Genomic DNA, 26,685 nt, shown 5'->3' with positions numbered 1-26,685 from the left:
AAAGTATGCCTAAAAAGATTATAAAGTCATCAACGACCGGTAAAGTTCAGACATATTCATTTAAAACATTTACTTCAGCGGAGAGAGGGGTTAAAAAATTTCCCTTTAAAGAGCTTACATCTTTCAGTGCAGCTAATAATCCTGACAGTATAGAAAGGTTAAAAGTTGAGTCAGGTGGAGAAATAAAAGATGTGAAGCCTGTTTTTGATGAAAAATTGCTGAAAGAGGCAGAAAAAAAAGGATATGAAAAGGGTTTTCAAGAAGGGCTTAAGAAGGGTAAAAATGAGGCTTTGTCAGAACAGAAAACTAAGTATGAAGCCGAGAAAAAGGATTACCTGAACATGCTTACAAGTGAATATGAAAAGGTAAACAACACATTGTCAGAAATAAAGAAGAGTATAGATGAGCTTGATGAAAGCCTGCCCAAATTGATCGTTTCCTTTATAACAGAAATAATAGGTGTTGAAAGAAAGGTAAATGATAAACTGATAGAAAGTGTTATAAAAAATATATTGGATAAATTAAAAGAGTATAGTGATGTTACGTTTATTGTTTCACCTTCAGATAAAGAGACAGTGGAAGATATGAATTTGGGTTATGATATTGAGACAGATCCAAATATTTTAAAAGGCGGTTTGAAAGTTAAAACCAATATAGGGATGATAGATTTTACAATCGATAGTCTTATAAAAGAATTTAAAGAACTGCTTTATGAAGAATTTAAGAGTTCTTAAAAAAGTTAATCCCAAAATTTCTCCTACCCTTCAAGGTAAGGTCACGAAAATAGTCGGGCTTACAATTGAAGCTGACGGGCCCCTTCTTGGAATAGGCACAAGATGTGAAGTAACAAATATTGCAGGGTCAAAGGTTTTAGCTGAGATTGTAGGTTTTAAGGACGATAGAATTGTGCTTATGCCATATGGTGAGAATGAAGGGATTGCTCCGGGGAGTATAGTTAAAAATGTTTCCTACGGAAATGTTGTTAAAGTATCCGAAAATTTGCTGGGGAGAGTCCTTGATGGCCTTGGTAACCCTATTGATGGGCAAGGGGATATTAAAGATTATGAATTGGTACCTGTTTATTCGGAGCCGCCCAAACCTATGGAGAGAGAAATTATTAAAAATGCCATACCTACAGGGATTAAGGCAATAGATTCTTTGATTACAGTTGGCAAAGGACAAAGAGTAGGTATTTTTGCCGGTAGTGGCGTTGGTAAGAGTGTTTTGCTTGGGATGATTGCCAGAAATACACTTGCGGAAGTAAATGTAATTGCTCTTATTGGGGAAAGGGGGAGAGAAGTAAGAGAATTCATAGAGAGGGATTTAGGGGAAGAAGGGCTTAAAAGGAGTGTTGTCGTTGTAGCAACCAGCGATCAGTCTCCGTTAGTGAGAAAGTTAGGTGCATTTGTTGCTACAGCAATAGCTGAGTTTTTTAGAAAACAAGGTAAAAATGTGATGTTTATGATGGACTCGGTGACAAGGTTTGCAATGGCACAAAGAGAGATAGGACTTACCGTTGGAGAGCCTCCCACATCTAAAGGTTATACCCCATCAGTATTTGCACTATTGCCAAAGCTACTTGAGAGGGCAGGCACAAAAAAGGGTGAAGGGACAGTGACTGGGCTTTATACCGTTTTGGTTGAAGGGGATGATATGAATGACCCTATCGCGGATTCGGTGAGGTCTATTATTGATGGTCACATTGTGCTTGACAGAAGACTTGCCGCCAAAAATCATTTTCCAGCCATTGATGTACTTTCAAGTGCAAGCAGATTGATGAAAGAGATAGTTGATGAAGATATATTTGATATGGCAGGAAAAATAAGAGATTTAATAGCATCTTACAATGAAGCTGAGGATTTAATAAATATTGGTGCTTATGTTAAAGGTTCAAATAAAAGGATAGATGAGGCTATTGCTAAAATTGAAAAAATTAACGATTTCTTGAAGCAGAAAGTAAATGAAAAGTGGAACTTTGAAGATTCTATTAAAAAAGTTAAAGAAATTGCAATGAGTTAGTATGAAAAAAGATTTTAAATTGCAAAAAGTCCTTGAATATAGGGAAAGGAAGCTTGAGCTTGAAAAGAAAAAGCTGACCGAGCTTCAAAATAAACTGAAAGAGGCTAATTTTGGTATTGAGAAGATTTTATCCGACATAAATAAAAATATAATTGAAATGAAGGATGCAAGGAATTTTCAGTTTATAAAAATGTATGAACTTTACATAGAAAAGCTCGAAAAAGAATTAGAAGAGCTAAAAGGTTTGAAAAAAAGATTGGAAAGTGATATTGAAAAACAGAAGAAAAGTGTTGTCAATGCCATGAATGACGTAAAAGTAATTGAAAAGCTGAAAGATAAACATATAAAAAATTATCTTATGTATCTCAATAAGGAAGAGATGAAAATGATAGATGAGCTTGTGGTTACGAGGTTTAATAATGAGAATTTTTAATATTATTTTATTTATAGTTTGTGTATTTGGTTTTACGGTTTTTGCAGAAACAATAGACTATAATGAGTTGAAATCTATTGCAGATAATTTGAAACAAAAAGAGGAAATGCTTAATAAAAAGGAAGCAGAGCTTAATAAAAAAGAGCAAGAGCTAAAAAGTTTTGAGCAGTCTTTGATAGAAAAAGAGAAAGAGCTGATTGCTATCAGGGCAAAGTTGGAAGAGCTTTATAATAAGATAAGAGTTGTTGAAGATGAAAACCTCGATAAGCTTGCAAAGGTCTATGGCTCTACTAAGGCCAAATCGGCAGCAAAGGCGATTGTAAAGATGGAGCTTGACAAGGCTGTAAGCTTGTTTCAAAAAATGGCTCCAATGACGGCGGGGAAAATATTAACCGAAATTGCAAATATAGATTCAGAATTTGCTTCAAAAATAAGTGAGCGTTTGACACCAACTAAAAACAAGTTAAAATAAATGATTAGGACTGAAAGATCAATTTTCTCAAGAGCTTTTTCCGAAAAGCAGAGAAGAGAGCTTTTTGACGACAATTTTCTTAAAATTTATCATTTATCTAATTGTTACAATATACCTGTGCTTGAGTTGGATGTGGCACTTTTTTTAAAAAGTATGGTAAATTCTATCAAACCAAAAAATATATTGGAAATTGGTTGCGGTGCTGGTGCTTCCACATATATGTTAAATTATACTAATGAGGTTACAATTGATGCTGTTGATTCAAATCTAATAAGAATAAATCTTGCAAAAGAAAATTTTGCCGGATTTGATAACGTGACATTTCATCACGATTTTGCGGAAAATTTTTTGCAGAATACTGTTAAGAAGTATGATTTTGTTTTTGTGGACTCTGTAAAAAAAGATTATGGCAAAATTTGGTATTACTTAAAAAGGGTAATTTTAAACGGGGCAACTGTAGTTTTTGATGACTTTATGTTGTATGGTTACTTGTTGCAGGAAGATTGCGAGATACCCTACAAATATATGCAAGGGGTAAGACACTTAAGAGAATTTTATAATGAGATTAAAAGTAAATGTAAAAATTATACATTGTTGCCAATAGGAAACGGAGTGATGGTGGTTAATTATGAGCTATGAGTTATTAAGCCCGGCGGGAAATTTCGAGAAACTTGTTTCTGCTGTAAATTTTGGATGCGATGCCGTTTATTTGTCAGGGCAGGATTTTAGCCTCAGGGCCAAGTCAGGGAATTTTAAAAATGATGATTTGAAGAAGGCTTTGGATTTTTTGCACAAAAATGGCAAAAAGGGTTATTTGACAGTAAATATCTATGCGAGAAATTATGATTTTGAAAATTTGCCAAAATATCTTGAGTATATTCAAAATATAGGAGCAGATGCTCTTATAGTCAGTGACCCGGGTGTTTTTAAGCTTGGGAAGGATTTGCATTTGGACCTTCCAATTCATATCAGTACGCAGGCAAATACTACAAACTATATGTCAGTAAAATTTTGGGAAGATATGGGTGCCAGTAGGGTTATTTTGGCAAGAGAGCTTTCAAAAGATGAGATAGCTCAAATATGTCAAAATACTTCTCTTGAAATAGAGGTTTTTGTGCATGGTGCGATGTGCATTTCCCATTCTGGAAGATGCGTACTCAGCAATTACATGACAGGTCGTGATGCAAACAGGGGGGAATGCACACACCCATGTAGATGGAATTATTACCTTGTGGAGGAAACAAGACCGGGTGAGTATTTTCAGATATTTGAAGATGAAAGGGGGAGCTATATTTACAACTCAAAAGATTTGTGTTTGCTTGACCATTTGGACGAATTGATGAATATAGGCGTGAAAAGCTTTAAAATTGAAGGTAGGATGAAGAGTTCAATGTATGTTTCCGTTGTCACGGGTGTTTATAGAAAAGCGATAGATGAGATAATGCAGTTTGGTAAGCTGCAGGATAGACAGAGACTCTTTGAGCTTTTATCTTCTGTAAGCAACCGGCATTTTACTACAGCCTTTTTTAATGGTAATCCTGATGAAAGTTCGATGAATTATGCCACTTCATCTTATGTTAGAAATACAGATTATTTGGGTTTGGTTGAAGAGGTTAAAGGCAGTGAGGTTACTTTTATGTGTAAAGGCAAAATATTAGGCGGTGAAGAAATTTGTGTATTAAATACGGATTTAAATGAAGACAACATAAAAGCTGAAATATATGATATTGAAGGAAGAGCTGTTGATTTTACCAAACCAAACAGCAGGTACGTATTAAAGACAGATAGGAAAATTTATGAAGGTGCTATACTAAGAAGGTACATATGACTCAAAAAGAGTATTTAAGTCTCGTAGATAAGCTAAATTACTACAACTATCGGTATTATGTATTAAATGACCCTATTGTCAGTGATTACGAATATGATATGCTTTTGAAAGACTTGATAGAGGTAGAAGAAAAGCATCCTGAATGGAAGGTGGCGTATTCCCCTTCGGTAAAGATAGGGGCGGATATTGTTGACAGCATTAATACGGTAAAGCATGAAGTGAGGATGTATTCCCTTGATAATGTGTACAATGAGGCTGAGCTTTATAATTTCTTAGCGAGAATTACAAGGGAGCTTGGTGAGAGTGAAATTTATTTTACAGTTGAACCTAAAATTGACGGTGCAGCAATATCAGTTACTTATGAAGAAGGTATTTTGAAGCAAGCTCTGACAAGGGGGGACGGGGAATTTGGTGAAGATGTGACTCACAATATAAAGACCGTAAGGACTCTCCCTTTGAAAATAGAGGAAAAACAAAAGATGATACTACAAGGTGAAGTTTTTATTTCTAAGAAAACTTTTGAGGTAATAAATCAAGAGAGAAAAAAACAAGGTTTGAACCTTTTTGCCAATCCGAGAAATGCCGCTGCCGGCACTTTAAAAGTATTAAATTCCAAAATAGCAAGTGAGCGAAATCTTGATATACTATTTTATTCATTAGCTTACGGCTATTCATCTTCAAGCCATTATGAGAATCTTAATTTTTTAAAAAAGCTTGGATTTAAAGTTAGTAACTTAATTAAAAATGTTAAATTAGCAGACATAACGGATGAAATTAATAAATTACAAAGTTTACGAGAAAGTCTTGAATTTGAGATAGATGGGGTAGTTGTAAAGGTGGATGATATAAACCTTAGAGATAGGTTGGGCTTTACTACCAAATATCCAAAGTGGGCTGTTGCCTATAAATTTCCTCCCACACAGATGACTACAAAGGTGATAGATGTTGTGTTTCAGGTTGGGCGGACAGGTAGGGTGACCCCTGTTGCTATATTAGAGCCTGTAACTATTTCTGGGTCTACTGTTTCAAGAGCAACATTACACAATTTTGATGAAATTAAACGTCTTCAAGTAATGATTGGGGATACGGTTTTTATAGAAAAGAGCGGGGAAATTATACCGAAGATTGTTAAGGTTGTTAAAGAAAATAGAAAAGAGGTAAAAGAGATAACTTTTCCTGATTTTTGCCCCGTTTGTAAGGAAAAGCTGTTAATGGAAGAGGGTGATGTTTCTGCATGGTGCGTGAATTCAGATTGCCCTGCCAGGATAAAATATTCTGTTCTACATTTTGCATCAAGAGATGCCCTTGATATCAGGGGGCTTGGTGACAAGGTTGTGGAACAGCTCGTAGATAAGGGGTTTATTAAATCTATTGCGGATATTTTTGAGTTAGATGAATTCAAGCTGTTACAGCTTGATGGGTTTAAAGAGAAGTCCGTTTCTAACCTTTTAAATTCTATACATGTATCAAAGAATAAGCCTTTTGATAAAGTTCTTTATGGGCTTGGGATTTTGCATGTGGGGAAAAAGACTGCTGAGGTACTTGCTCAACACTTTGAAAGTATTGATAAACTTATGCAGGCAAATATAGATGAACTTATATCTGTAAAGGATATCGGTGAAGTTGTGGCTCATTCTATATATACTACTTGCAGGTTAGAGAAGTTTATTGCACTTGTGGAAAAACTCAAAAGTTTTGGGTTGAAATTTGAGCTTGAAAAAAAGGATATTCCTAATAAGTTAAACGGTAAAAACTTTCTTATTACGGGGAAGCTTTCCAGAAGTAGAAAAGATATGGAGGAGCTCATTAGAGAAAATGGTGGGAATGTTTTAGGTGGTGTTAATAAGGATTTGGATTATCTTATAGTAGGTGATTCCCCAGGCAGCAAACTTGATAAGGCCAAAAAGTTAAACGTAAAAATTATCAGTGAAGATGATTTTATGGAGATGATAAAGTGAATTATGAAGTTATTAGTGAAGGTGATTTAAAAGCCTCGAAGAAGATATATATCCTCTCTGATGGGACAGGTCAGAGTGCAATAAATATTTTAAGAGCATGTCTTATACAGTTTGATGACCCTCAGGCCAGACTAAGTATTTATTCAAAGATTGACTCGGAAGAAAAGATAATAAATGTAATCAATAAAATATCTAAAGATGATAGTTTTGTAGCTTTTACTATGGCGAAAAAAGGTTTAAGACAACTTGTGCATGAAGTATGTCATTCGAGAGGGATTCCACATCATGATATACTTGGTCCACCAGTTGAAAAGCTTCAAAATTTTTTGGGCAAAACGCCTAAGGAAAATCCAAACCTTCTTAGAAAGGTAGATTCTAAATATTTTAAAAGGATTGAGGCTGTTGAGTTTTGTATTAGTCATGATGACGGTAAAACCTTAAAACGAATCCATGAAGCAGATATTGTGCTACTTGGACTTTCAAGGACATCAAAGACACCTACTTCATTCTTTTTGGGACAGCAGGGGTTTAAAGTAATAAATATTCCTATTGTGCCTGAAGTGGAATTGCCGAAAGAGGTGTTTGAGGTGGATCAAAATAAGGTTGTGTGCCTGATAATGGACCCTGAAGTATTGCAAAAGGTAAGGATGGCAAGATTAAAACATTATAAAACATCCAGCAGATACACTGATTTAAGAAAGATATTTGAGGAAGTCGAAATGGTGTACGATTTGGTAAGCAGAAACAGAAGTTGGCATGTTGTTGATACTACAAACAAATCTGTGGAGGAAACCGCAAGGGAAATTATTATAAAAGTTTATGGTCGTGAGCTTGAAATTTAAGCAAAAAAAATAATTATAAAAAACTTGACTTTAATTTTTGATGAGTTTAAAAAAAGGTTATCCGAAGGTCTTCAAAATCCAAAGAAATGTGAAGGAAACCTTACAAAACAAAATTTTTATGTCGATTGACTAAATTATTCGAAAAAAGAGGTGTAGATCGTGAATTTATCCGATTTAAAGGTATGCACTATTGAGGAGCTGGTTGAAATTGCTGAAAAAACAGGTGTTGAAAATCCTCAGGGTTTATTAAAGCAAGAGTTAATTTTTGAAATTCTAAAGGCCACAAGTGCTAACAATGGTCAGATCTACGGTCAGGGTGTTTTGGAAATACTTCCTGACGGTTTTGGCTTTCTAAGATCGCCGGGGTATAACTATCTGCCGGGACCTGATGATATATATGTTTCACCGGCTCAAATAAGAAAGTTTGGGCTTAGAAATGGTGATACCATAGAGGGTGAAATTAGACCACCTAAGGACAATGAGAAGTATTTTGCCCTTTTAAAGATTGAAAAAATAAACTTTCTTGAACCAAATCGCCAGAGAAATCTTTTTGAAAACCTAACTCCGCTTTTCCCTGAAGAAAGACTTAACTTGGAGGCTTTCCCTACCAAGTATGATACCAGAATAATTAATATGATTTCTCCAATAGGTAAGGGTCAGAGGGGATTGATTGTTGCTCCACCTAAGACAGGTAAAACGATGCTGTTAAAATCTGTTGCCAATAGCATTACTGAAAACCATCCTGAAGTTTACATGATTATCTTGCTTATTGATGAGCGTCCGGAAGAAGTTACAGATATGAAAAGGTCTGTTAATGCTGAGGTTGTGAGTTCTACTTTTGATGAGCCTGCTTACAGACATGTTCAGGTATCGGAAATGGTTTTAAATAAAGCTAAGAGGCTGGTTGAAACAGGAAGAGATGTATGTATTCTCCTTGATAGTATCACAAGGCTTGCCCGTGCTTACAACTCTATTGAGCCACCAAGTGGAAAAGTTTTGTCAGGTGGTGTTGACTCAAATGCATTGCATAAGCCTAAAAGATTTTTTGGAGCAGCCAGAAATATAGAAGAGGGTGGCAGTTTGACAATCATTGCTACGGCACTTATTGATACCGGTTCAAGAATGGATGAAGTTATCTTTGAAGAGTTTAAAGGTACCGGTAATATGGAGCTTCATCTTGATAGAAGGCTTGTTGAAAGGAGGATTTTCCCTGCAATTGATATTAATAAATCAGGCACGAGAAGGGAAGAGCTTCTTCTTGATAAGGATGAAATTAATAAGGTTTGGATTTTGAGAAGATTCTTAAATAATATGAATTCGGTAGATGCTATGGAATTTTTCCTTGATAAGATAAAGGGGACAAAAACCAATAAAGAATTTTTGGAATCTATGAATAAGTAATATGATTTTTGTTGATAAAATAGTTTAAGTGTGTTAGTAGAGAAATCTTGCGTAGATATTTTTTATAAAAGGAGTAGAGATATGAAAGAAGGAATTCATCCTGAATATAAGGAAGTAATATTTAAATGTGCTTGTGGAAATGAGATAGTTACTAAGTCCACAGCTAAAAGGGACACTATTGCTATCTGTTCAGCTTGTCACCCATTTTTTACCGGTAAACAGAAATTTGTAGATGCAGCCGGTAGGGTTGAAAAGTTTATGAAAAAATACGATAAAGCTAATACAAATAAAAAATTTAAGTAGATTTGGTAAGAGCTTTGTCTAAAAATGTCGATGTAAAGGTATGTCTTTTAAGGCATACCTTTGATCCTGAAAACTTGGCTGCTTTGGCGGCAAAACTATGCTATACCGATTCTGATATAGATGGCTTGAGTGAGAAGCTTTCTAAAAGTGATGTGGAGTCATTTATTGAAAAAATTGTAAGAATCGGACATCATTCAGTTCTTGAGCATGTTAGTTTTTCATTTGGTATAGAGGGTGTCTCAAGAGCTTTGACACATCAGCTTGTAAGACATAGAATAGCAAGTTATTCTCAAAAATCTCAGAGATATGTAAAGCATAAGGATGGGTTTGAGTATGTTTTCCCCGACACAATAAAAAATAGTGATATAGCGGGAAAATATGAAAAGTTGATGGGAGAGATAGCATCTTTCTATGATGAGTTGGTAAGCTTAGGCATACCAAGTGAGGATGCCAGATATGTTCTTCCTAATGCCTGCGAAACTAAAATCATAGTAACTATGAATGCAAGGGAGTTGTTACACTTTTTTAGGATTAGATGTTGTAACAGAGCGCAGTGGGAAATTCGCAAAATGGCTGAAAAGATGCTTGAAGAGTGCATCAAGGTGGCTCCTTCTATTTTTTCTAAAGCAGGCCCTGGATGTGTTTTCGGTCCTTGTCCGGAAAATGAGTTCACTTGTGGAAAGGCGAGTGAGGTCAGGGAAAAGTATAAAAAATTTCTAAAAGAGAGCGGTAGACTTAACTAGCTCTTTTTCTTAGGTGAAAATATGGGAAAATGTGTAGATATTGGCGGTCAAGCTGTGATTGAGGGTGTAATGATGAGAGCCCCTGAGAGCTTGGTTATAGCTGTTCGCCGTGAAGATAAAAAAATTGTAGTGAAGAAAGATAAGATAAAGATAGATAATAATAAGTTATTTAAAAAACCTTTTCTTAGAGGGTTAATAGGACTTTATAATGCGCTTATTTTAGGCGTTAAGGCACTTAATTTCAGTGCATATCATGCAATGGGGGAAGGGTGTGAAAAAGTCACTAAGAAAGAGATATTTGTAGCAATGGTAATGGGACTTGGGCTTGGTGCACTTCTTTTTGTTTTTCTCCCGCTTTTTTTGACAGAGATGCTAAAGCATATTGTACCAGCTGTTAAGGACTCATTCTTGGTATTTAATGCGGTAGATGGCGCAATTAGGGTAATATTTTTTATTGCGTATATATATCTGATTTCTTTTATGAAAGATATTAAAAGGGTTTTTGAGTATCACGGTGCTGAGCATAAGGCGATTTTTACATATGAAAGCGGACTCCCCTTGACAGTTGAAAATGCCAGAGGGATGAGTAGGCTTCATCCCAGATGCGGGACAAGCTTTTTACTGATTGTTATGATAGTCAGTATTTTTGTATTTTCTCTAATACCCAAAGATTCTCATTTTCTCATAAAATTATCATCCCGATTGATTTTGCTACCTGTGATTGCAGGCATTTCATATGAAGTGCTAAAATTAAGCAGTAAGTATAAAGATAATTTTATTGTAAATATGCTTATAAAACCGGGACTATGGCTTCAAAAAATCACTACAAGGGAGCCGGATGATTCTCAGCTTGAAGTTGCACTTATATCAATAAAAGAAGCACTTGGTGAAAATAATGATTCTGAGGAGTTGATATATGTTTAGTAAGCTTGAGGAAATTGTTGATAAATATAATGAAATAACAGGAATGATAAGTGACCCTGCAATAATATCCGATCAGGAAAAGTATCAAAAACTTGCCAAAGAGTTATCAGATTTAAAACCTATAGTTGAAAAATATGAAGAGTATAAAGCAGTATTGACTGTTATTGACGAAGCTAAAGAGATTCTAAAAAGTTCTGATGATAAAGAGCTGGTTGAAATGGCAGAAATGGATATTGATGAAAATAAAGAAAAGATTGCAAAGTTAACAGAGGAATTAAAATTACTACTTTTGCCAAAAGATCCATATGATGAAAAAAATATTTATCTTGAAATTAGAGCGGGTACCGGTGGTGATGAGGCTTCACTTTTTGCCGGGGATCTTTTAAGGATGTATACACGTTATGCTGAGATGAGAAGGTGGAAAGCAGAGATTGTGGATTTTAACGAGACAGGCGTAGGTGGTTACAAAGAGGTAGTTGTTTTAATTAAGGGGTATGGAGCATACAGCAGGTTAAAATATGAAGCAGGCGGGCATAGAGTTCAGAGGATACCGACTACTGAATCTGGCGGAAGGATTCATACATCTGCTTGCACTGTTGCAGTTTTACCTGAGGCAGAAGATGTTGATATAGAAATAAATCCTACTGACTTAAGGATTGATGTGTACAGAAGTAGTGGTGCGGGAGGTCAGCACGTAAATACTACTGATTCGGCAGTGCGTATTACCCACGAACCTACAGGTATAGTTGTTACCTGCCAGGATGAGAGGAGTCAGATTAAAAACAGGGAAAAAGCGATGAAGCTTCTAAAAGCAAAACTTCTTGAGATGGAGATAAGGAAACAAGCTGAGGAGGTTGCAGAAAATAGAAAGCTTCAGGTAGGTTCAGGTGATAGAAGTGAAAGGATAAGGACTTACAACTTCCCTCAAAATAGGGTTACTGATCACAGGATAAATCTTACTATTTATCACCTTGACAGGGTATTGGAAGGCGAGTTGGATGAGCTTATAGACGCGCTGATAACCTTCGACCAAACTGAAAAGCTAAAACAGGCAGGTCTGTAAATTATAAATGTCTTTTGAGCTGAAAAAAGATGTGCCGATAAAAATAGGGGAGCTTTTTTCATACATTCAGACCTATATTCCACATCTTTCAAAAGCAGCTTCCATAGATCTTTTATCTTATTTGACAGGTATTAACAGAAGCGTTGTGTTGACAAAGCTTAATGAACTTGTCCTTACAAATGAGAAAATTATCAGTACTGTGGCACTAGTCAAAAAAGGATATCCTGTCTCATATCTAAGAAAAAAACACGATTTTTTTGGTTATGAACTCTATATAGATGAAAATGTATTGATTCCGAGAGTTGAAACGGAAACTCTTGTAGAGAACGTTCTTAAACGTGTTGATAGGGGGAAAAAATATAAAATTTTAGATTTATGCACAGGCTCTGGTTGTATATTAATTGCTTTGTTAAAGGAGCTTAAAGATTCTGTTGGTTATGGTGTTGACCTAAGCTATGATGCATTAAAGGTTGCTTGGAAAAATATTTATGACTTAGGATTAAATGACAGGGCTTTTCTGATAAATGGCGATGTGCTTAAAATTGACAGCTTTATTAAAGATAAGTTTGATATTATTACAATGAACCCACCTTATGTTAGCAGGATGGGTGATTATTGTGAATTTATAAAGTATGAGCCGGATATAGCACTTTTTGTTGATGGTGATGATACATTTTTTTATAAAAATATGTTGTTTATATTAGATAAATTATGTAAAAAAGGTGGATTAATTTTTTTCGAGATTGGCGCTAATCAGGCTGAAAGGCTTGCTGAGCTGTATTTTGAAAAAAATATAGAGTTTATTGAAGATTATTTTGGACATAAAAGGGTGATGATTTGGAAAAATTAGTTATAAATGGTGGTAAAAAGCTTTCAGGTGATGTAAAAATTAGTGGTGCCAAAAACTCTGCTTTGCCAATACTTTCTGCTGTGCTTCTTGCTGAAGGTAAATACCTTCTTCAGAATATTCCACAATTAAAAGATATTTCTACTATGCTCAAGCTTCTTGAAACACTTGGTGTTTCATCATTGCAAAAAGAGAATGATGTCACAGTTATCAATACCGAAAATTTAGAGCTTTTTACTGCTGACTATGAGCTTGTGAGGACAATGAGGGCAAGTATTCTTGTGCTGGGACCGCTTTTGGCAAAAAGAGGAAGAGCAAAAGTTTCTTTGCCGGGTGGTTGTGCTATAGGAGAAAGACCGGTTGATTTACACATCAAGGCCCTAAAGCAGATGGGTGCAGATATTGAAGTTGAGCATGGGTATATAAATGCAAAATGCAATAAGCTTAAAGGTAGTATAATAAATTTTGATATTGTCACTGTAACAGGCACTGAAAATATAATGATGGCAGCAGCTTTGGCTGAAGGCACAACAGTAATCAAAAATGCGGCTCAGGAGCCTGAAGTAATAGATTTGGCAAGGTTTTTAAAGGGGATGGGGGCTAAAATTACTGGTGAAGGGACTAAAACGATTGAGGTAGAAGGGGTAAGTGAGCTTAAGTCAGTAGACTACAGTGTAATGACTGACAGGATAGAGGCCGGCACATTTTTGGCTGCGGTGGCTGCTACCGGCGGAAAAATAAAGTTGCTTAATTGTCCTGTATGGGCGATGACGTCTGTTTTGGAGAAATTTTCTGAAATCGGGCTTAAAATGGAAGTTAGTGAAGATAGTATTGTGGCTGTTATGGATAAAAAACCGAAAGCGGTTGATGTGACAACTTTGCCTTACCCGGGATTTCCAACAGATATGCAGGCACAACTAATGGCAGTGATGACTTTGTCTGACGGGTTATCTGTGATTACGGAAAATATCTTTGAAAACAGGTTTATGCACGTATCTGAGCTTAAGAGGATGGGGGCAAATATAAAATTAAAAGATAGGTCAGCAGTAATAAAAGGGGAAGATAAGCTTACAGGAGCTCAAGTGATGGCTTCTGATTTGAGAGCAAGTGCTTCTCTTGTGATAGCAGCACTCGCTGCTGAAGGTGAATCACAGGTTCACAGGATATATCATCTTGACCGAGGGTATGAAAAGTTTGACGAGAAATTAAGAGCTCTATCTGCAGATATTAGAAGAGAGAGAGAATAGATATGCAAGATTATATTACAATTGCACTGCCTAAGGGTAGGCTTGCGGAAGAGACTTTGAGTTTGCTTGAAAAACTTAATATTGTTGAAAAAGGTTGCATAGACTTTAACTCAAGGAAGCTGATTTTTGAAGACAGTAAGAATAAAATAAAATTTATTTTGATTCGCAACATGGATGTCACCACATATGTGGAGTATGGTGCTTGTGATTTGGGTGTGGTTGGTAAGGATATAATCTTGGAAACCAGAGCTGATGTATATGAGCTTCTTGACTTCGGTTTTGGATTTTGCAGGATGTGTGTTGCTGCTCCTGAGAATTTTGATGTCACATATTATCATGATATGCGTGTAGCTACTAAATTTGTTAATATTGCAAAGAACTTTTTTCAGGGTAAAGGTATCTTCATAGAAGTGATTAAACTTTACGGCTCAATAGAGATAGCACCTATATTGAATCTTTCCGATGTTATCGTTGATTTGGTGTCAACGGGAGAGACGCTTAGGAAAAATGGGTTGAAAGAGGTAGAGACTATTATGGAGTCTACGGCAAGACTTATTGCCAATAAAAATCTTCTGAAATATAAGCATGACAGACTTAAAAAAATAATAAATACATTGGAAGAAAACTTATGAAAAGAATATTTGTTTTGTTGATTTTATTTTTAAGTACAGTTGTATTTGCGACACAGATAGACAAGGTTAAAATAAATGGTAACAAAAGGGTGCCTGAATCTAAAATCAAACTGTATACGGTCAGTGAAAAAAGTGAGTTTGACCTTGAGAAGATTGACAGTTCAATAAGGCAGCTTTATCAAACAGGCCTTTTCTTAAATGTTAGCGCTGACTTGGAAGTGGAAGGGGATGAAATTGTTCTTATATACAATGTGTCCGAAAAACCTTTTGTAAATAAAATATATTTTGAAGGAAATGATGAAATTAGCGAGGAAAGCTTAAAAGAAAAGTTGGCTATTAATGAGGGTGAGCCTTTTGACAAAAGAAAAATTGAGGCAACTATAAAAGAGATAAGAAAGAAGTATCAGGATGAAAACTTTTTTAATGTTAGAATTAATTATGATATTGAGGAAAGGGAAAACAATAGTGTCGATCTGATTTTTAGCATTGATGAGGGGAAAGAGGCAAAAGTCTATAATATAGAAATACTTGGAAATGAATTTTATAAAGATAAAGAGATTAAGAAGCTTCTTGAAACTGATGAAAAAGGCTTCTTTTCATGGCTAACAGGGAGTGGAAAGCTTGTTAGTGAGGAGCTTGCACTTGATAGAGAAAGAATCAGGGCACACTATCTCAATAACGGGTTTATGAGGGTCCAGGTGGCTGAGCCTGAAATCATTTATAATGATGATAAAACAAAAATTACATTAATTTTTAGAATTGTCGAAGGTGCTCGCTATAAAATAGATAGTATAAATGTAAAAGGGAATATACATATTGATGAAAAAACACTTCTTGATAGAGCCAGCTTAAAACCGGGTGATTATTTTAGCAGTGAAAAATTTCAAAAAGATATAGAAAGTCTTACCGATGCATTTACTTCAATCGGATATCCCTTTGCTAACGTTGACCCTGAAACAAATGTAGATGATGAGAAGCATATTGTAAAAATAACTTATAATATTGAAGAAAATATGCTTTATAGAATTGAGCGTATAGAGATATTTGGAAATGAGAAAACAAGGGACAGGGTAATAAGAAGAGAGCTTAGTATTGCTGAAGGGGATATTTATAGTAGTGCAAGGATTAAAAATTCAAAACAAAATGTTCAATATACGAACTATTTTGAAGAAGTAACTATGACTGAAGAGCCTTTGCCTGATAACAAAATGAAATTAAAGCTAAATGTTAAAGAAAAGCCTACGGGTACATTTAGTATTGGTGCTGGATATTCTACATTAGATGGCTTTGTGGGTACATTACAGATACAGAAAGATAACCTTTTTGGGATGGGGTATTCTTTGAATTTAAAGGGTGAGTTTTCTTCAAATAGGACTGACTATACATTGAGTTTTACAAATAAATGGTTGTTTGACAGGCCGATAACATTTGGATTTGACGTTTATAGCCTTGAGAGAAGCTATTATGACTATACAAAAAAATCAGAAGGGGTTGCATTAAGATTGGGGCATCCGGTAATCGGAAGAAAACTATATATGTATTACAAATTGGCATATGATGTAGAAGATATTTATGACATAGACACGGATGCGTCAGATTATGTTAAAGAGCAGGAAGGGAAAACCACTACTATAAGTTTTACCCCGACCCTTGCTTATAATACTACAAATCACCCTTTGACACCATCAAAAGGGAATAAGTCAAGGTTATACGTAAAATATGCGGGTGGAGTACTTGGTGGTGATAATAATTATGTTAAAATAGGGCTTGAAAGTTCGCAATTTTTCCCGCTATTTTGGAAATTTGTAGGTATGGTTCATGGTGAGGTTGGCTACTTAACTGCCCTTGACAACAATCCATTGCCTATTGACGAAAGATTTAGATTGGGTGGTATGTACAGTGTAAGAGGTTTTAAATATGGAGATATTTCGCCGAAGGATGAGAATGGTTATGATTATGGTGGAGATAAATATGTGTTGTTTAACGTAGAAGCAGTCTTTCCTATTTCAGAGTCAGCAAATCTTATGGGTGTGATATTTTATGATACAGGTCAGGTTTATGACGAGGGCGAAGCGTATTTTTCATATGATTTAAGGAAATCAGCTGGATTTGGGTTTAGATGGTACAGCCCAATTGGACCATTAAGACTTGAATATGGTAAGAAATTAGATAAAAAAGAAGGGGAATCAAGTGACAGGTGGGATTTCTCAATTGGCGGAATGTTTTAAAAAATAAAAATATATTTGGAGGTTATGTTATGAAAAAGATTTTAGGGGTGCTTTTAGTTTTATCCATGTTTATTACTACGGGAGCTTTTGCGGAAGTGAAGATTGGTGTCGTTAATATGCAAAAAGCCCTTGATGAGAGTGATGCAGGGAAAGATGCTGTTGCTAAGATGAAAAAAGAGTATGACCAGATGCAGCAGGAAATTAATAAAGAGAGCGAAACTTTAAAGAAGATGCAAGAGGAGTTAAACAATCAGAGTTCACTTCTTACAGAAGAAGCTAAACAGAAGAAGCTTGATGAATATCAGAAAAAATTAAAAGAAGTTCAAAGACTTGTAAAAGATGCTAATGATGAACTTAAGAAGAAAGAGCAGGATTATGTGGCAAAAATTGCAAAAGAGTTGGCTGAATTGGTTGAAAAACTTGGGAAAGAACTTAACTATGATTTGATAGTTGAAGCAAAAGAGTCAGGTGTAATGTATAACTCCAAAAAGATTGATATTACGGATATTCTTATAGACAGATACAACAAAGAGTGGCACAAGAAATAACATGCTTTTGTCAGAGATTGCAAAGAAGTTAAATGCTGAACTTGTAGGTGAAGATGTTGAGATTTTAAACTTTACATCTTTAGACATGCCAAAAGATAAGAGCTTGTCAATATTAAACTCAAAGAAAATGATTAGTTTTATTGACAACCCTAATGTTGTGGCTGTTGTAACTACCAAGAAGTTTCAGCAGTATGTTAATAAGCCTGTTGTTATCGTAGATGAAATTAAAAGTGCGATGATAGTATTACTCGATCTTTTTTACCCTACTCAGGAGCATGTCGGGCAAGTATCTGATAGAGCATTTGTTTCTAAAAGCGCAAATTTAGGTGACAATATAGTTGTTGAGCCATTTTCCGTTATTAAAGATAGGGTAAAGATTGGCAAAAATGCCTATATTGGTGCAAACGTTATTATCGGCGAAGATGTTGAAATTGGTGAAAATACAAAGATTTATCCGAATGTTGTGATATATGAAGGTTGTAAAATTGGCGACAATGTTACTATTCATTCAGGTGCTATTATTGGTGCAGATGGATTCGGATATCTGAATACGCCTAAAGGTCATATTAAAATAAGGCAAGTGGGAAATGTCGTGATTGAAGATAATGTGGAAATAGGTGCAAATACAACAATTGACAGAGGTGCTTTGTCGTCTACCGTTATCGGTGAAGGCACTAAGATTGACAATCTTGTTCAAATTGGTCACAACGTTAAAATCGGAAAACATTGTATAATAGTTTCCCAGACTGGGATAGCAGGTAGTACGACAATCGGCAATTTTGTTGTAATTGGCGGACAGGTTGGTATAGCTGACCATGTTAATATTTCTGATGGTGTGATGTTGGCCTCTAAGTCTGGTGTTATGTCGGATATTACTGAGCCTGGAGTATATTCAGGAGTCCCTTTGGTTGAACATAGAAAGTGGTTGAAAAACCAATCTGCACTTAAAGATATAGCAAATACTCTCAAGCAAATTGATAAATTTTTGAAAGGGTGAATTATGGATATTAAAACAATAATGAAAAATTTGCCACATAGGTACCCTTTTCTTTTAGTTGATAAGGTGGTTGAACTTAACGATACATCTATAAAAGCTATTAAAAATGTTACAATAAACGAAAATTTTTTTATGGGGCACTTTCCGGGGGAGCCTGTAATGCCAGGAGTTTTGATTGTAGAGGCAATGGCTCAGGCTGGTGGTCTTATTGCACTTAATGAGCAAAGTGACAAGACTCATGAAGATATACTTGTTTATTTTATGGCAATAGATAATGTCAAGTTTAGAAGGCCCGTTGTCCCGGGGGATGTATTAATGCTTGATGTTGAGTTAGTTAAAAAGAAAAGAAATATTTGGAGAATGAAAGGGGTCGCAACCGTAGAAGGTGAGGTTGCATGCGAAGCCGAATTTATGGCTATGGTAAAGGAGAAATAATGATACATCATACCGCAATTATTGACAAAACAGCCGAAGTTTCGGAAAGTGCAATTATCGGACCTAATGTTTTTATAGGTAAGAATTGTATAATACATGATAATGTTCAAATAGGTGTCAACAGTGTAATTGAAGAAAATACCGAAATAAAAAAAGGTACAATACTGTCTCCGAATGTTCACGTCGGCGGTGCTCCACAGGATTTAAGTTACAAGGGTGAAGATACTAAGCTTGTGATTGGAGAAAATTGCAGGATAAGAGAGTTTACTACAATTCACAGAGCAAGTACCAAGGAAGATTGGATTACTGAAGTGGGAAATAATTGTTTTATCATGAACTCTGTCCACATAGCACATGATTGCAAAGTGGGGAATAACGTTATAATGACGAGCTATGCGGCCCTTGCAGGTCATACACATGTTGGGGATAAGGCAGTTATTTCCGGGCTTACCGGCACTCATCAGTTTGTAAGAATTGGTAAAATGGCTATGGTGGGCGGGATGTCAAGAATTGTAAAAGATGTGCCGCCATTTTGTCTTATTGAAGGGAATCCGGCAATTGTTCACGGACTGAATATAGTTGGTCTAAGAAGAAACGGTGTAGGGCCTGAAGCACGCAGCAGCCTAAAAAAAGCTCTTGCTATATTTTTAGATAGAAGCCTGCTTCTTGAAGATGCCATAGCTGAGATTGAAAAACTTGCAGGCTGTGATGAAGTAGTTGAATTTTGTGAATTCCTTAAAAGTTCAAAAAGAGGGATAACCAGGAGATAATTATGCTAAGAATGGGTTTGATTGGTATCGGACGGATGGGGACATACCATCTGAATTTATATGATGAAATACCTTCTGTAAAACTAACGGCACTGAGTGATGTAGATGCAGAAAACCTTAGAGAAAAAGCAGAGAAATTTAATGTTTATTCCAGTGTTAATTATGAAGATATACTTGATAAGGTAGATATTGTAACAGTTGCCGCACCTACCAAATTTCATTTTGAAATAGTAAAAAAGTGTTTGTTGAAAGGGAAACATGTATTGGTGGAAAAACCAATTACAACAAACTTTGAAGAAGCGGTGGAGCTTTTTGAAATTGCCGAGAAGAATAATCTTGTATTACATATAGGGCACGTTGAAAGATTTAATGGTGCCGTGCAGGAGCTTAAAAAAATAGTAGACAACCCCTATCTTATAGAATCAAGAAGGGTTGGGCCGTATGTTGAAAGGATGAAGGATGACAGCATTGTTCTTGATTTGATGATTCACGATATTGATATCATATTGAATATAATGAATAAGGAAGTTATTGATGTGGAAGCAAAAGGGAGTAAGGTCTATTCAAATTTACCCGACTTTGCATCTGTTAGTTTGGTATTTGAAAACAATGCTATTGCCAATATTCTTGTAAGTAGAATTACTCAAAAGAAAGATAGGACGATGAGTATCTCCCAAGAAGACGCATTTATCCATCTTGATTACACAAGTCAGGATATTAATATTTATAGAAAGGGTCTGTCCCAGCATATATTTGGGAATAAAGAGCTGACATATAAAAATGAATATATATTAGAAAGACTTTTTGTTTATAAAGATAACCCTTTAAAGTTGGAAATAAAGCATTTTATTGATTGTATTGAGGGGAAAAAGCCACGTATAGTTTCTGTAAAGCACGAGTTAAGGTCCCTTAAAGTTGCCCTTGAAGTGGATAAAATTTTAAAGAAAAAAGAGGGCAGGTGTGAGGTAAATCCTTGAAAATAGCTCTACTAGCAGGTTATGGTAAGCTTCCTGTATTTGCAGTGAAGTCATTGCAGGAGGCAAATAGAGATTTTATAGTTATTACCTTTAGTGAAGAGTTCAATCAAAGTATAGAAACTGACGGCATTGTCGTTTACAGTCTTAGCGTAGGTCAGGTAGGTAAGATTCTCGATATTTTAAAGAAAGAGAATGTTACCGATGTCGTTTTTGCCGGAAAGGTTAACAAGTCTCTCCTTTATAATAATTTGAAGTTAGATATGAAGGCAGTTAAAATTCTTTTTTCTCTCAAAGACAGAAAGGACGATACGATAATGAACGCTGTCATAAATGAACTAGATAAAATGGGGATAAATGTTTTAAAACAGACGGATGTCCTAAAAAGTCTTCTTGCAGAAGAAGATATTCTTATAGGGAAAAGCCCAACAAATAAAGAAAAAGAGGATATAGAGTTTGGATTTAAGATAGCAAAAGAGCTGGGAAGGCTTGATATTGGTCAAACTGTAGTTATTAAAAACAAGGCGGTAATGGCGTTAGAGGCGATTGAAGGTACTGATGCAGCAATAGAAAGAGGGTTACAGTTAGCCAAAAAAGGTGGAATAGTGGTGAAAGTAGCCAAGCCTGACCAGGATGAAAGATTTGATGTGCCGACGGTAGGAGTTGACACTTTAAAAAAAATAGCGGATAATAAGGGCCGGCTGTTGGCTGTAGAGGCTGGTAAGACATTTATAGTAGACAAGAAAGAATGTGAAAACTTTGCTAAAAAGAATAGAATAACATTAATCTCGGTGCAGGGGGCATAGATGAAGGCGGAGTATATAAACCCATTTATAGAGTCAACACTTTCAGTGTTTAATACAATGATAGGTATAGAGCCCAAAAAAGGTGAGCTTTATTTAAAAAAAGATGATGAGCCCTCTTTTGATATTTCCGGTGTTATCGGTCTTGCCGGTCAGGCTGTAGGGTCAGTTGTAATTAGTTTACCTGAAAAATTGGCTTTAAAGGTTGTGTCAAAGTTTTTAGGTGAGGAAAAGAACCAAGTGGATGATGATGTTGTGGATGCCGTTGGAGAGCTTATCAATATGGTTGCAGGAAGTACCAAAAAAGTGTTTTCCGAGAAAGGATTGAGGTTTAAAATTTCTATTCCAAATGTTATTGTAGGGAAAGGGCATAAAATAAAAAGGCCATCTAATGTCCCGTGCCTAGGAGTATTTTTTAATATAGATGATGAGAAATTTACGGTGGAAGTAGCTCTTAAAGAAAGCTAAAATAGATGTATTCTATCATTTTTTTTATATTAGGCTTAATATTTGGAAGCTTTATGAATGTGCTAATCTGCAGACTCCCTTACGGTAAGTCAATAGTTTACCCAAGCTCAAGTTGTCAAACCTGCGGACATAAAATAAGATTTTATGAAAATATCCCTATATTAAGTTATATATTTTTAAAAGGAAGATGCAGTAGCTGTAAAACTAAAATATCTATACAGTATCCTTTCGTTGAGCTTGCGACAGGGTTTGCATTTTTATTTGCCTACAAATATTTTGGGGTTTCAGTTTTAACCCTTAAAATGATTGTTTTTCTTTATCTTCTGTTAGTAATTGCATTTACGGATTTTTTTACCTCTCTGGATTCAGATAATTTTGAATGCGGTGTAATTCCGGTTGTTTTGACAAGAGGAGGGATTGTTTTAGGTGTTATTTTATCTTTAATGGTTGCACCAGGGTTAAAGACATTTTTGGATTCATTAATAGGTATTTTAGTGGGTGGGCTTATAATTTGGCTCCCAGGCTTTATATACCAGTTGATTACAAAAAAAGAGGGTATGGGTTTTGGTGATGTGGAACTTTTAGCTATGATTGGAGCATTTCTTGGCTATAAACCATTGTTCTTAATACTTATGCTAAGCTCTATTTTTGGTACAATTATTGGAATTCCAGTGATATTAATTAAAAAAGATAGAAATTTCCCTTTACCTTTTGGACCATTCATTTCTATTGCAACTATTGTATATATATTTTATGGTGATTTCCTTGTAAATTTATATTTAAATACAATGTTTGGAGGATAAATGTTACCGGTTGAAGAACAGTTGAAGGTGATTAAAAGAGGAACAGAAGAGATTATTGTAGAAGAGGAGCTTGTAGCTAAGTTAACATACTCATACGAGAACAATATCCCTTTAAGAGTTAAAGCAGGGTTTGACCCTACAGCACCTGATTTGCATCTTGGCCATACAGTTTTAATACACAAAATGAGACATTTTCAGGAGCTTGGTCATCACGTTATATTTCTTATTGGCGACTTTACAGGTATGATTGGAGACCCTACCGGCAAAAATGAGACAAGAAAGGCTTTATCAAAAGAAGAAGTCTTAAAAAATGCTGAAACTTATAAAGAGCAGGTATTTAAGATATTAGACCCGGAAAAAACTGAAATAGCATTCAATAGTAAATGGATGCTTGAGATGGGGACGACTGGACTTATAAAGCTTGCTTCTCAGTATACGGTAGCGAGAATGCTTGAGAGGGATGACTTTGCAAAGAGATATGAATCAAATAAACCTATAAGTATACATGAATTTTTGTACCCCCTTGTGCAGGGGTATGATTCTGTGGCACTAAGATCAGATGTTGAATTGGGAGGCACAGATCAGAAATTTAATCTTTTGGTAGGGAGGGATTTACAGAGAAATTACGGGCAAAAGCCTCAGATAGCTATTACTGTTCCAATCCTTGAAGGGCTTGATGGCGTTCAGAAAATGAGCAAATCTCTTGGTAATTATGTTGGGATTAACGAGCCGGCCAATGATATGTTTGGTAAAATAATGTCTATCAGCGATGAATTAATGTTTAGATATTATCTTTTGCTAAGTGAAAAGAGCCTTGAAGATATAGAAAAAATGAAGAATGATATAGCATCTGAAAAACTTCATCCTATGAAAGCAAAGAAGGACTTAGCTTATGAGATAGTAAGAAGATATCATGGGGAGGATGGAGCTAAAGGTGCCTTGACTCATTTTGAAACACTTTTCTCCAAAAAAGAGATACCGGATGATTTAGTTGAAGTCAGTATTGAGACTGGACTTAGGGTAATTGAAATTATAAACAGATTAAACTTTGTTAGTTCAAACTCTGAAGCAAGAAGACTTGCTAATCAAGGAGGGGTTACAATTAACGGTGAAAAAGTTGCAGATTTAAATACAATCTTGGAAGCAGGGGAGTACATTTTGAAAGTTGGTAAGCGTAAATTTGCAAAAATAGTTGTAGGTTAGGGAGGAAATTATGGTGTATGTTAAACCGTTTAAGGGTGTTAGATATAACTTGGAAAAGTCTCTTCTGAAAAATGTAATTGCTCCACCATATGATGTCATTTCTAAGGAGATGAAAGAGAGCTTACTTACAAAATCCCCTTATAATATTGTGAAGTTAATTCTTCCTGAAGGGGAAGATAAGTATGAGATGGCTGCTAAGGAGTATAAAGAGTGGAAAGAGGAAGGTATCTTAATAAAAGATCAAAATCCATCATTTTACATATATGAGCAAGAGTACGAATATGCAGGCACAGTTTATGTGAGGACAGGATTTGTTGGGTTGCTAAAATTAGAAGAGCTTGGCAAAGGTAAAGTATTTCCTCATGAAAAAACATTGTCTGGGCCGAAAGAGGATAGATTTAATCTGATGAAGGCCTGTAGGACAAATTTTAGTCAAATTTTTGGGCTTTATATGGACAAAGAGAATAAGCTTGAGAGAGTTTTTTCGACTGTTAAAAAGGATATGGCCGTTTCTTCAGCAGTGGATATTTATGGGGTTAAGAATACATTATGGACTGTAAATGATCCTGAGGTTATTGATAAAGTAGAAAAGTTTATGCTAGATAAGGCTGTCTACATAGCTGATGGTCATCACAGATATGAAACGGCATTGAATTTTAAAAAGTATATGAGAGAGCTGAATGGTGATGACCCTGAAAATACAAGACCTTATGATTATGTAATGATGATGTTTGTTAATTTTTATGATGAAGGGCTCAAAATATTTCCTACACATAGAGTGGTGAAGATTGACGAGGGTTTTAGCGAAAAAGATTTCAAAGAGAAGTTGAAAAATTATTTTACAGTTAAAGAGATTGCAAAGGACGAGAAAGAGCAATTTTTGAACGAGGACAGCAACAAAAAAATAGTGTGGAAACATTTAGATAAATACTATGGTTTAACCTTACTTGATAATGTTTTTGAAGGGCTGCATACTGTTTATAGAAAAGTTAATACTTATATTTTACAGGAAGTAATATTAAAAGAAGCATTAGGTATGGATGAAGAGAAAATTTTAAGAAAAGAGGGGATATACTTTGTTCAATCTGAGGAAGAAATTGAGAAGTTGTCGAAAAAGTTCCCAGTTACCTCTTTCTTGCTTAAAGGGATTGACATAGATATTATTAGAGATATTTCCGAAAATGGATTAGTTATGCCTCAAAAATCAACATACTTTTATCCTAAGCTTCAGACAGGGTTAGTTATTAATGAGCTATAGCGTTTGAAGAAGATAAAACAAATATTTAGCATTTTGGGAAGCTGTTGTAAAAAACAGTTGACAACTTGTTGGGCGTGAAATATAAGAGTCTTTCTAAATTTAAATAGGATGCCAAGGGATGGATTAAGATGTTTGGTGCATTAAACGAGAAGTTGCAGTCTGTCTTTAGAAATATTAAAGGTCAGGCAAGAATTAGTGAAGACAACATAAAGGAAGCTATTAGGCAAGTGCGCATGGCACTTCTTGAAGCGGATGTTAATTATAAAGTAGTAAAAAAGTTTATCCAAAATGTTCAGGAAAAAGCCCTTGGTGAAAAGGTCTTAAAAAGTTTAACCCCAGAGCAAGTTTTTATAAAAATTGTAAATGATGAGCTTACTAATATCCTTGGTGGTGATAAGGATGAGAGTAAGCTAAAACTTAGCTCCAACCCCCCTACTATTATAATGCTTGTTGGTTTGCAGGGTTCCGGTAAAACAACCTCTGCCGGTAAATTGGCGTGCCACTTTATGAAAAATGGCAAGTCGGTACTTTTGGTTGCGGATGATATTTACAGACCTGCAGCTATAGATCAATTGGAAACCCTTGGAAAGCAGTTAAAATGTGACGTTTATGCCAATAGGGATACACGTGATGCGGTAAAAATCGCAGAAGAGGGGCTTAATGTAGCCAAAAAATCGGCAAAAGATGTAATGATAATAGATACTGCGGGAAGACTTCATATTGACGAAGATTTAATGAATGAGCTTGCCGCTATCAAAGAGCATTTAAAACCTAACGAGATACTATTTGTGGCTGATGCTATGACAGGTCAGGACGCAGTAAATGTGGCAGCGAAGTTTGATGAACTTCTCGGTATTACTGGTGTAATTTTGACAAAGTTAGATGGTGATGCGAGAGGTGGTGCTGCTCTCTCGATTAAAGAGGTTACTGGTAAGCCGCTCAAGTTTGTTGGTATCGGTGAAAAATTAGATGCGTTTGAACCGTTTTATCCTGACAGGATGGCCTCCAGAATTCTTGGGATGGGGGATATAGTTACCCTTGTTGAAATGGCACAAAGTGCTATTGATGAAGATGAAGCTGAACAGATAGCGGGCAAGATAAGCAAAGATGGAATGGATTTTAATGATATGCTTCAGCAGTTTAAAATGATAAAGCGTATGGGTTCATTTGAAAGTATATTGAGGTTAATTCCGGGCTTTTCAGCAATGGGTGACATAGATATTGACGAGAAGCATATTAAGAGGATTGAAGCAATTATTTCATCTATGACGCCTAAAGAGAGGAAGTATTATAAAATTATAAATGGAAGTAGGAAGAAGAGGATTGCAAGAGGGGCTGGTGTACAGGTAAATGATGTCAATAAGCTGATTAATCAGCTTGAGCAAACGAATAAAATGATGAAAAAACTTACAAAAAAAATAGGCGGGAAGAATAAAATTGACAAAAAATTGTTAAGAAATATATTCCCAATGCGATAAAGGAGGTG

At 35.5% G+C, this 26,685-nt stretch carries 28 protein-coding genes; all 28 read left to right on the top strand.

The window, feature by feature from the left end:
- Positions 1–5 precede the first annotated feature (5 nt).
- The 28 genes from LF845_RS02080 to ffh all read left to right on the top strand — a co-directional run bounded on the left by LF845_RS02080 (position 6) and on the right by ffh (position 26,677).
- Positions 6–734 carry a FliH/SctL family protein gene (locus LF845_RS02080; RefSeq protein ID WP_242819335.1) on the top strand — a complete coding sequence of 243 codons (729 nt, stop codon included), beginning with the start codon at positions 6–8 and terminating at the stop codon, positions 732–734.
- Positions 712–2,019 (top strand): flagellar protein export ATPase FliI, encoded by a 1,308-nt coding sequence (fliI, locus tag LF845_RS02075; RefSeq protein WP_242819334.1) that lies wholly within the window; start codon positions 712–714, stop codon positions 2,017–2,019. The genes LF845_RS02080 and fliI overlap by 23 nt, the downstream gene beginning before the upstream one ends.
- A gap of 1 nt (position 2,020) precedes the next feature.
- Complete coding sequence (locus tag LF845_RS02070; protein WP_242819333.1) at positions 2,021–2,452, top strand: flagellar export protein FliJ; 432 nt, start codon at positions 2,021–2,023, stop codon at positions 2,450–2,452.
- Complete coding sequence (locus tag LF845_RS02065; protein WP_242819332.1) at positions 2,439–2,924, top strand: MotE family protein; 486 nt, start codon at positions 2,439–2,441, stop codon at positions 2,922–2,924. The genes LF845_RS02070 and LF845_RS02065 overlap by 14 nt, the downstream gene beginning before the upstream one ends.
- Positions 2,925–3,563, top strand: a complete 639-nt coding sequence (locus tag LF845_RS02060; protein WP_242819331.1) for an O-methyltransferase — start codon at positions 2,925–2,927, stop codon at positions 3,561–3,563. It abuts the gene before it with no gap.
- Positions 3,553–4,752, top strand: a complete 1,200-nt coding sequence (locus tag LF845_RS02055) for a peptidase U32 family protein (protein WP_242819330.1) — start codon at positions 3,553–3,555, stop codon at positions 4,750–4,752. The genes LF845_RS02060 and LF845_RS02055 overlap by 11 nt, the downstream gene beginning before the upstream one ends.
- On the top strand, positions 4,749–6,710 hold the full coding sequence (gene ligA / locus LF845_RS02050; protein WP_242819329.1) for an NAD-dependent DNA ligase LigA: 1,962 nt from the start codon (positions 4,749–4,751) through the stop codon (positions 6,708–6,710). The genes LF845_RS02055 and ligA overlap by 4 nt, the downstream gene beginning before the upstream one ends.
- On the top strand, positions 6,707–7,552 hold the full coding sequence (locus LF845_RS02045) for a pyruvate, water dikinase regulatory protein (protein ID WP_242819328.1): 846 nt from the start codon (positions 6,707–6,709) through the stop codon (positions 7,550–7,552). Before ligA ends, LF845_RS02045 begins: the two co-directional genes overlap by 4 nt.
- Before the next feature lie 159 nt (positions 7,553–7,711).
- Positions 7,712–8,953, top strand: a complete 1,242-nt coding sequence (gene rho / locus LF845_RS02040; protein WP_242819327.1) for a transcription termination factor Rho — start codon at positions 7,712–7,714, stop codon at positions 8,951–8,953.
- A gap of 81 nt (positions 8,954–9,034) precedes the next feature.
- Positions 9,035–9,256: a 50S ribosomal protein L31 gene (gene rpmE, locus LF845_RS02035; RefSeq protein ID WP_242819326.1), complete on the top strand. Its 222-nt coding sequence runs from the start codon at positions 9,035–9,037 to the stop codon at positions 9,254–9,256.
- 2 nt (positions 9,257–9,258) lie between these two features.
- Positions 9,259–9,999, top strand: coding sequence for an FAD-dependent thymidylate synthase (gene thyX, locus LF845_RS02030; protein WP_242819325.1), 741 nt, complete (start codon positions 9,259–9,261; stop codon positions 9,997–9,999).
- Between the two features lie 21 nt (positions 10,000–10,020).
- Positions 10,021–10,923 carry a DUF1385 domain-containing protein gene (locus LF845_RS02025; protein ID WP_242819324.1) on the top strand — a complete coding sequence of 301 codons (903 nt, stop codon included), beginning with the start codon at positions 10,021–10,023 and terminating at the stop codon, positions 10,921–10,923.
- Positions 10,916–11,986, top strand: coding sequence for a peptide chain release factor 1 (gene prfA / locus LF845_RS02020; protein WP_242819323.1), 1,071 nt, complete (start codon positions 10,916–10,918; stop codon positions 11,984–11,986). The genes LF845_RS02025 and prfA overlap by 8 nt, the downstream gene beginning before the upstream one ends.
- 7 nt (positions 11,987–11,993) lie before the next feature.
- Positions 11,994–12,836, top strand: a complete 843-nt coding sequence (prmC, locus tag LF845_RS02015; protein ID WP_242819322.1) for a peptide chain release factor N(5)-glutamine methyltransferase — start codon at positions 11,994–11,996, stop codon at positions 12,834–12,836.
- Complete coding sequence (murA, locus tag LF845_RS02010; protein WP_242819321.1) at positions 12,824–14,080, top strand: UDP-N-acetylglucosamine 1-carboxyvinyltransferase; 1,257 nt, start codon at positions 12,824–12,826, stop codon at positions 14,078–14,080. The genes prmC and murA overlap by 13 nt, the downstream gene beginning before the upstream one ends.
- 2 nt (positions 14,081–14,082) lie before the next feature.
- Positions 14,083–14,712 (top strand): ATP phosphoribosyltransferase, encoded by a 630-nt coding sequence (hisG, locus tag LF845_RS02005; RefSeq protein WP_242819320.1) that lies wholly within the window; start codon positions 14,083–14,085, stop codon positions 14,710–14,712.
- Positions 14,709–16,940 carry an outer membrane protein assembly factor BamA gene (gene bamA / locus LF845_RS02000; RefSeq protein ID WP_242819319.1) on the top strand — a complete coding sequence of 744 codons (2,232 nt, stop codon included), beginning with the start codon at positions 14,709–14,711 and terminating at the stop codon, positions 16,938–16,940. Before hisG ends, bamA begins: the two co-directional genes overlap by 4 nt.
- A gap of 29 nt (positions 16,941–16,969) precedes the next feature.
- Positions 16,970–17,488 (top strand): OmpH/Skp family outer membrane protein, encoded by a 519-nt coding sequence (locus LF845_RS01995; RefSeq protein WP_242819318.1) that lies wholly within the window; start codon positions 16,970–16,972, stop codon positions 17,486–17,488.
- A gap of 1 nt (position 17,489) precedes the next feature.
- Complete coding sequence (gene lpxD / locus LF845_RS01990; protein WP_242819317.1) at positions 17,490–18,485, top strand: UDP-3-O-(3-hydroxymyristoyl)glucosamine N-acyltransferase; 996 nt, start codon at positions 17,490–17,492, stop codon at positions 18,483–18,485.
- Positions 18,486–18,488: 3 nt separating this feature from the next.
- Complete coding sequence (gene fabZ / locus LF845_RS01985) at positions 18,489–18,920, top strand: 3-hydroxyacyl-ACP dehydratase FabZ (RefSeq protein WP_242819316.1); 432 nt, start codon at positions 18,489–18,491, stop codon at positions 18,918–18,920.
- Complete coding sequence (gene lpxA, locus LF845_RS01980) at positions 18,920–19,690, top strand: acyl-ACP--UDP-N-acetylglucosamine O-acyltransferase (protein ID WP_242819315.1); 771 nt, start codon at positions 18,920–18,922, stop codon at positions 19,688–19,690. The genes fabZ and lpxA overlap by 1 nt, the downstream gene beginning before the upstream one ends.
- Positions 19,691–19,692: 2 nt before the next feature.
- Positions 19,693–20,667, top strand: coding sequence for a Gfo/Idh/MocA family protein (locus tag LF845_RS01975; protein WP_242819314.1), 975 nt, complete (start codon positions 19,693–19,695; stop codon positions 20,665–20,667).
- Positions 20,664–21,470 (top strand): LpxI family protein, encoded by an 807-nt coding sequence (locus LF845_RS01970; protein ID WP_242819313.1) that lies wholly within the window; start codon positions 20,664–20,666, stop codon positions 21,468–21,470. The genes LF845_RS01975 and LF845_RS01970 overlap by 4 nt, the downstream gene beginning before the upstream one ends.
- On the top strand, positions 21,471–21,935 hold the full coding sequence (locus tag LF845_RS01965) for a chemotaxis protein CheX (protein WP_242819312.1): 465 nt from the start codon (positions 21,471–21,473) through the stop codon (positions 21,933–21,935).
- A 5-nt stretch (positions 21,936–21,940) separates the two neighbouring features.
- On the top strand, positions 21,941–22,738 hold the full coding sequence (locus tag LF845_RS01960; protein ID WP_278252125.1) for a prepilin peptidase: 798 nt from the start codon (positions 21,941–21,943) through the stop codon (positions 22,736–22,738).
- A complete protein-coding gene (gene tyrS / locus LF845_RS01955) occupies positions 22,739–23,941 on the top strand; it encodes a tyrosine--tRNA ligase (protein WP_242819310.1) in 1,203 nt (400 codons plus the stop codon).
- A 10-nt stretch (positions 23,942–23,951) separates the two neighbouring features.
- On the top strand, positions 23,952–25,199 hold the full coding sequence (locus LF845_RS01950; RefSeq protein ID WP_242819309.1) for a DUF1015 domain-containing protein: 1,248 nt from the start codon (positions 23,952–23,954) through the stop codon (positions 25,197–25,199).
- Between the two features lie 128 nt (positions 25,200–25,327).
- Positions 25,328–26,677: a signal recognition particle protein gene (gene ffh, locus LF845_RS01945; protein WP_242819308.1), complete on the top strand. Its 1,350-nt coding sequence runs from the start codon at positions 25,328–25,330 to the stop codon at positions 26,675–26,677.
- The last annotated feature ends 8 nt before the right edge of the window (positions 26,678–26,685 follow it).

The sequence above is a fragment of the Deferrivibrio essentukiensis genome (assembly GCF_020480685.1).
Lineage (GTDB): Bacteria > Chrysiogenota > Deferribacteres > Deferribacterales > Deferrivibrionaceae > Deferrivibrio > Deferrivibrio essentukiensis.
The sequence above is the reverse complement of the archived record's forward strand: the minus strand, read 5'-3'. Positions and strand labels throughout refer to the sequence as shown.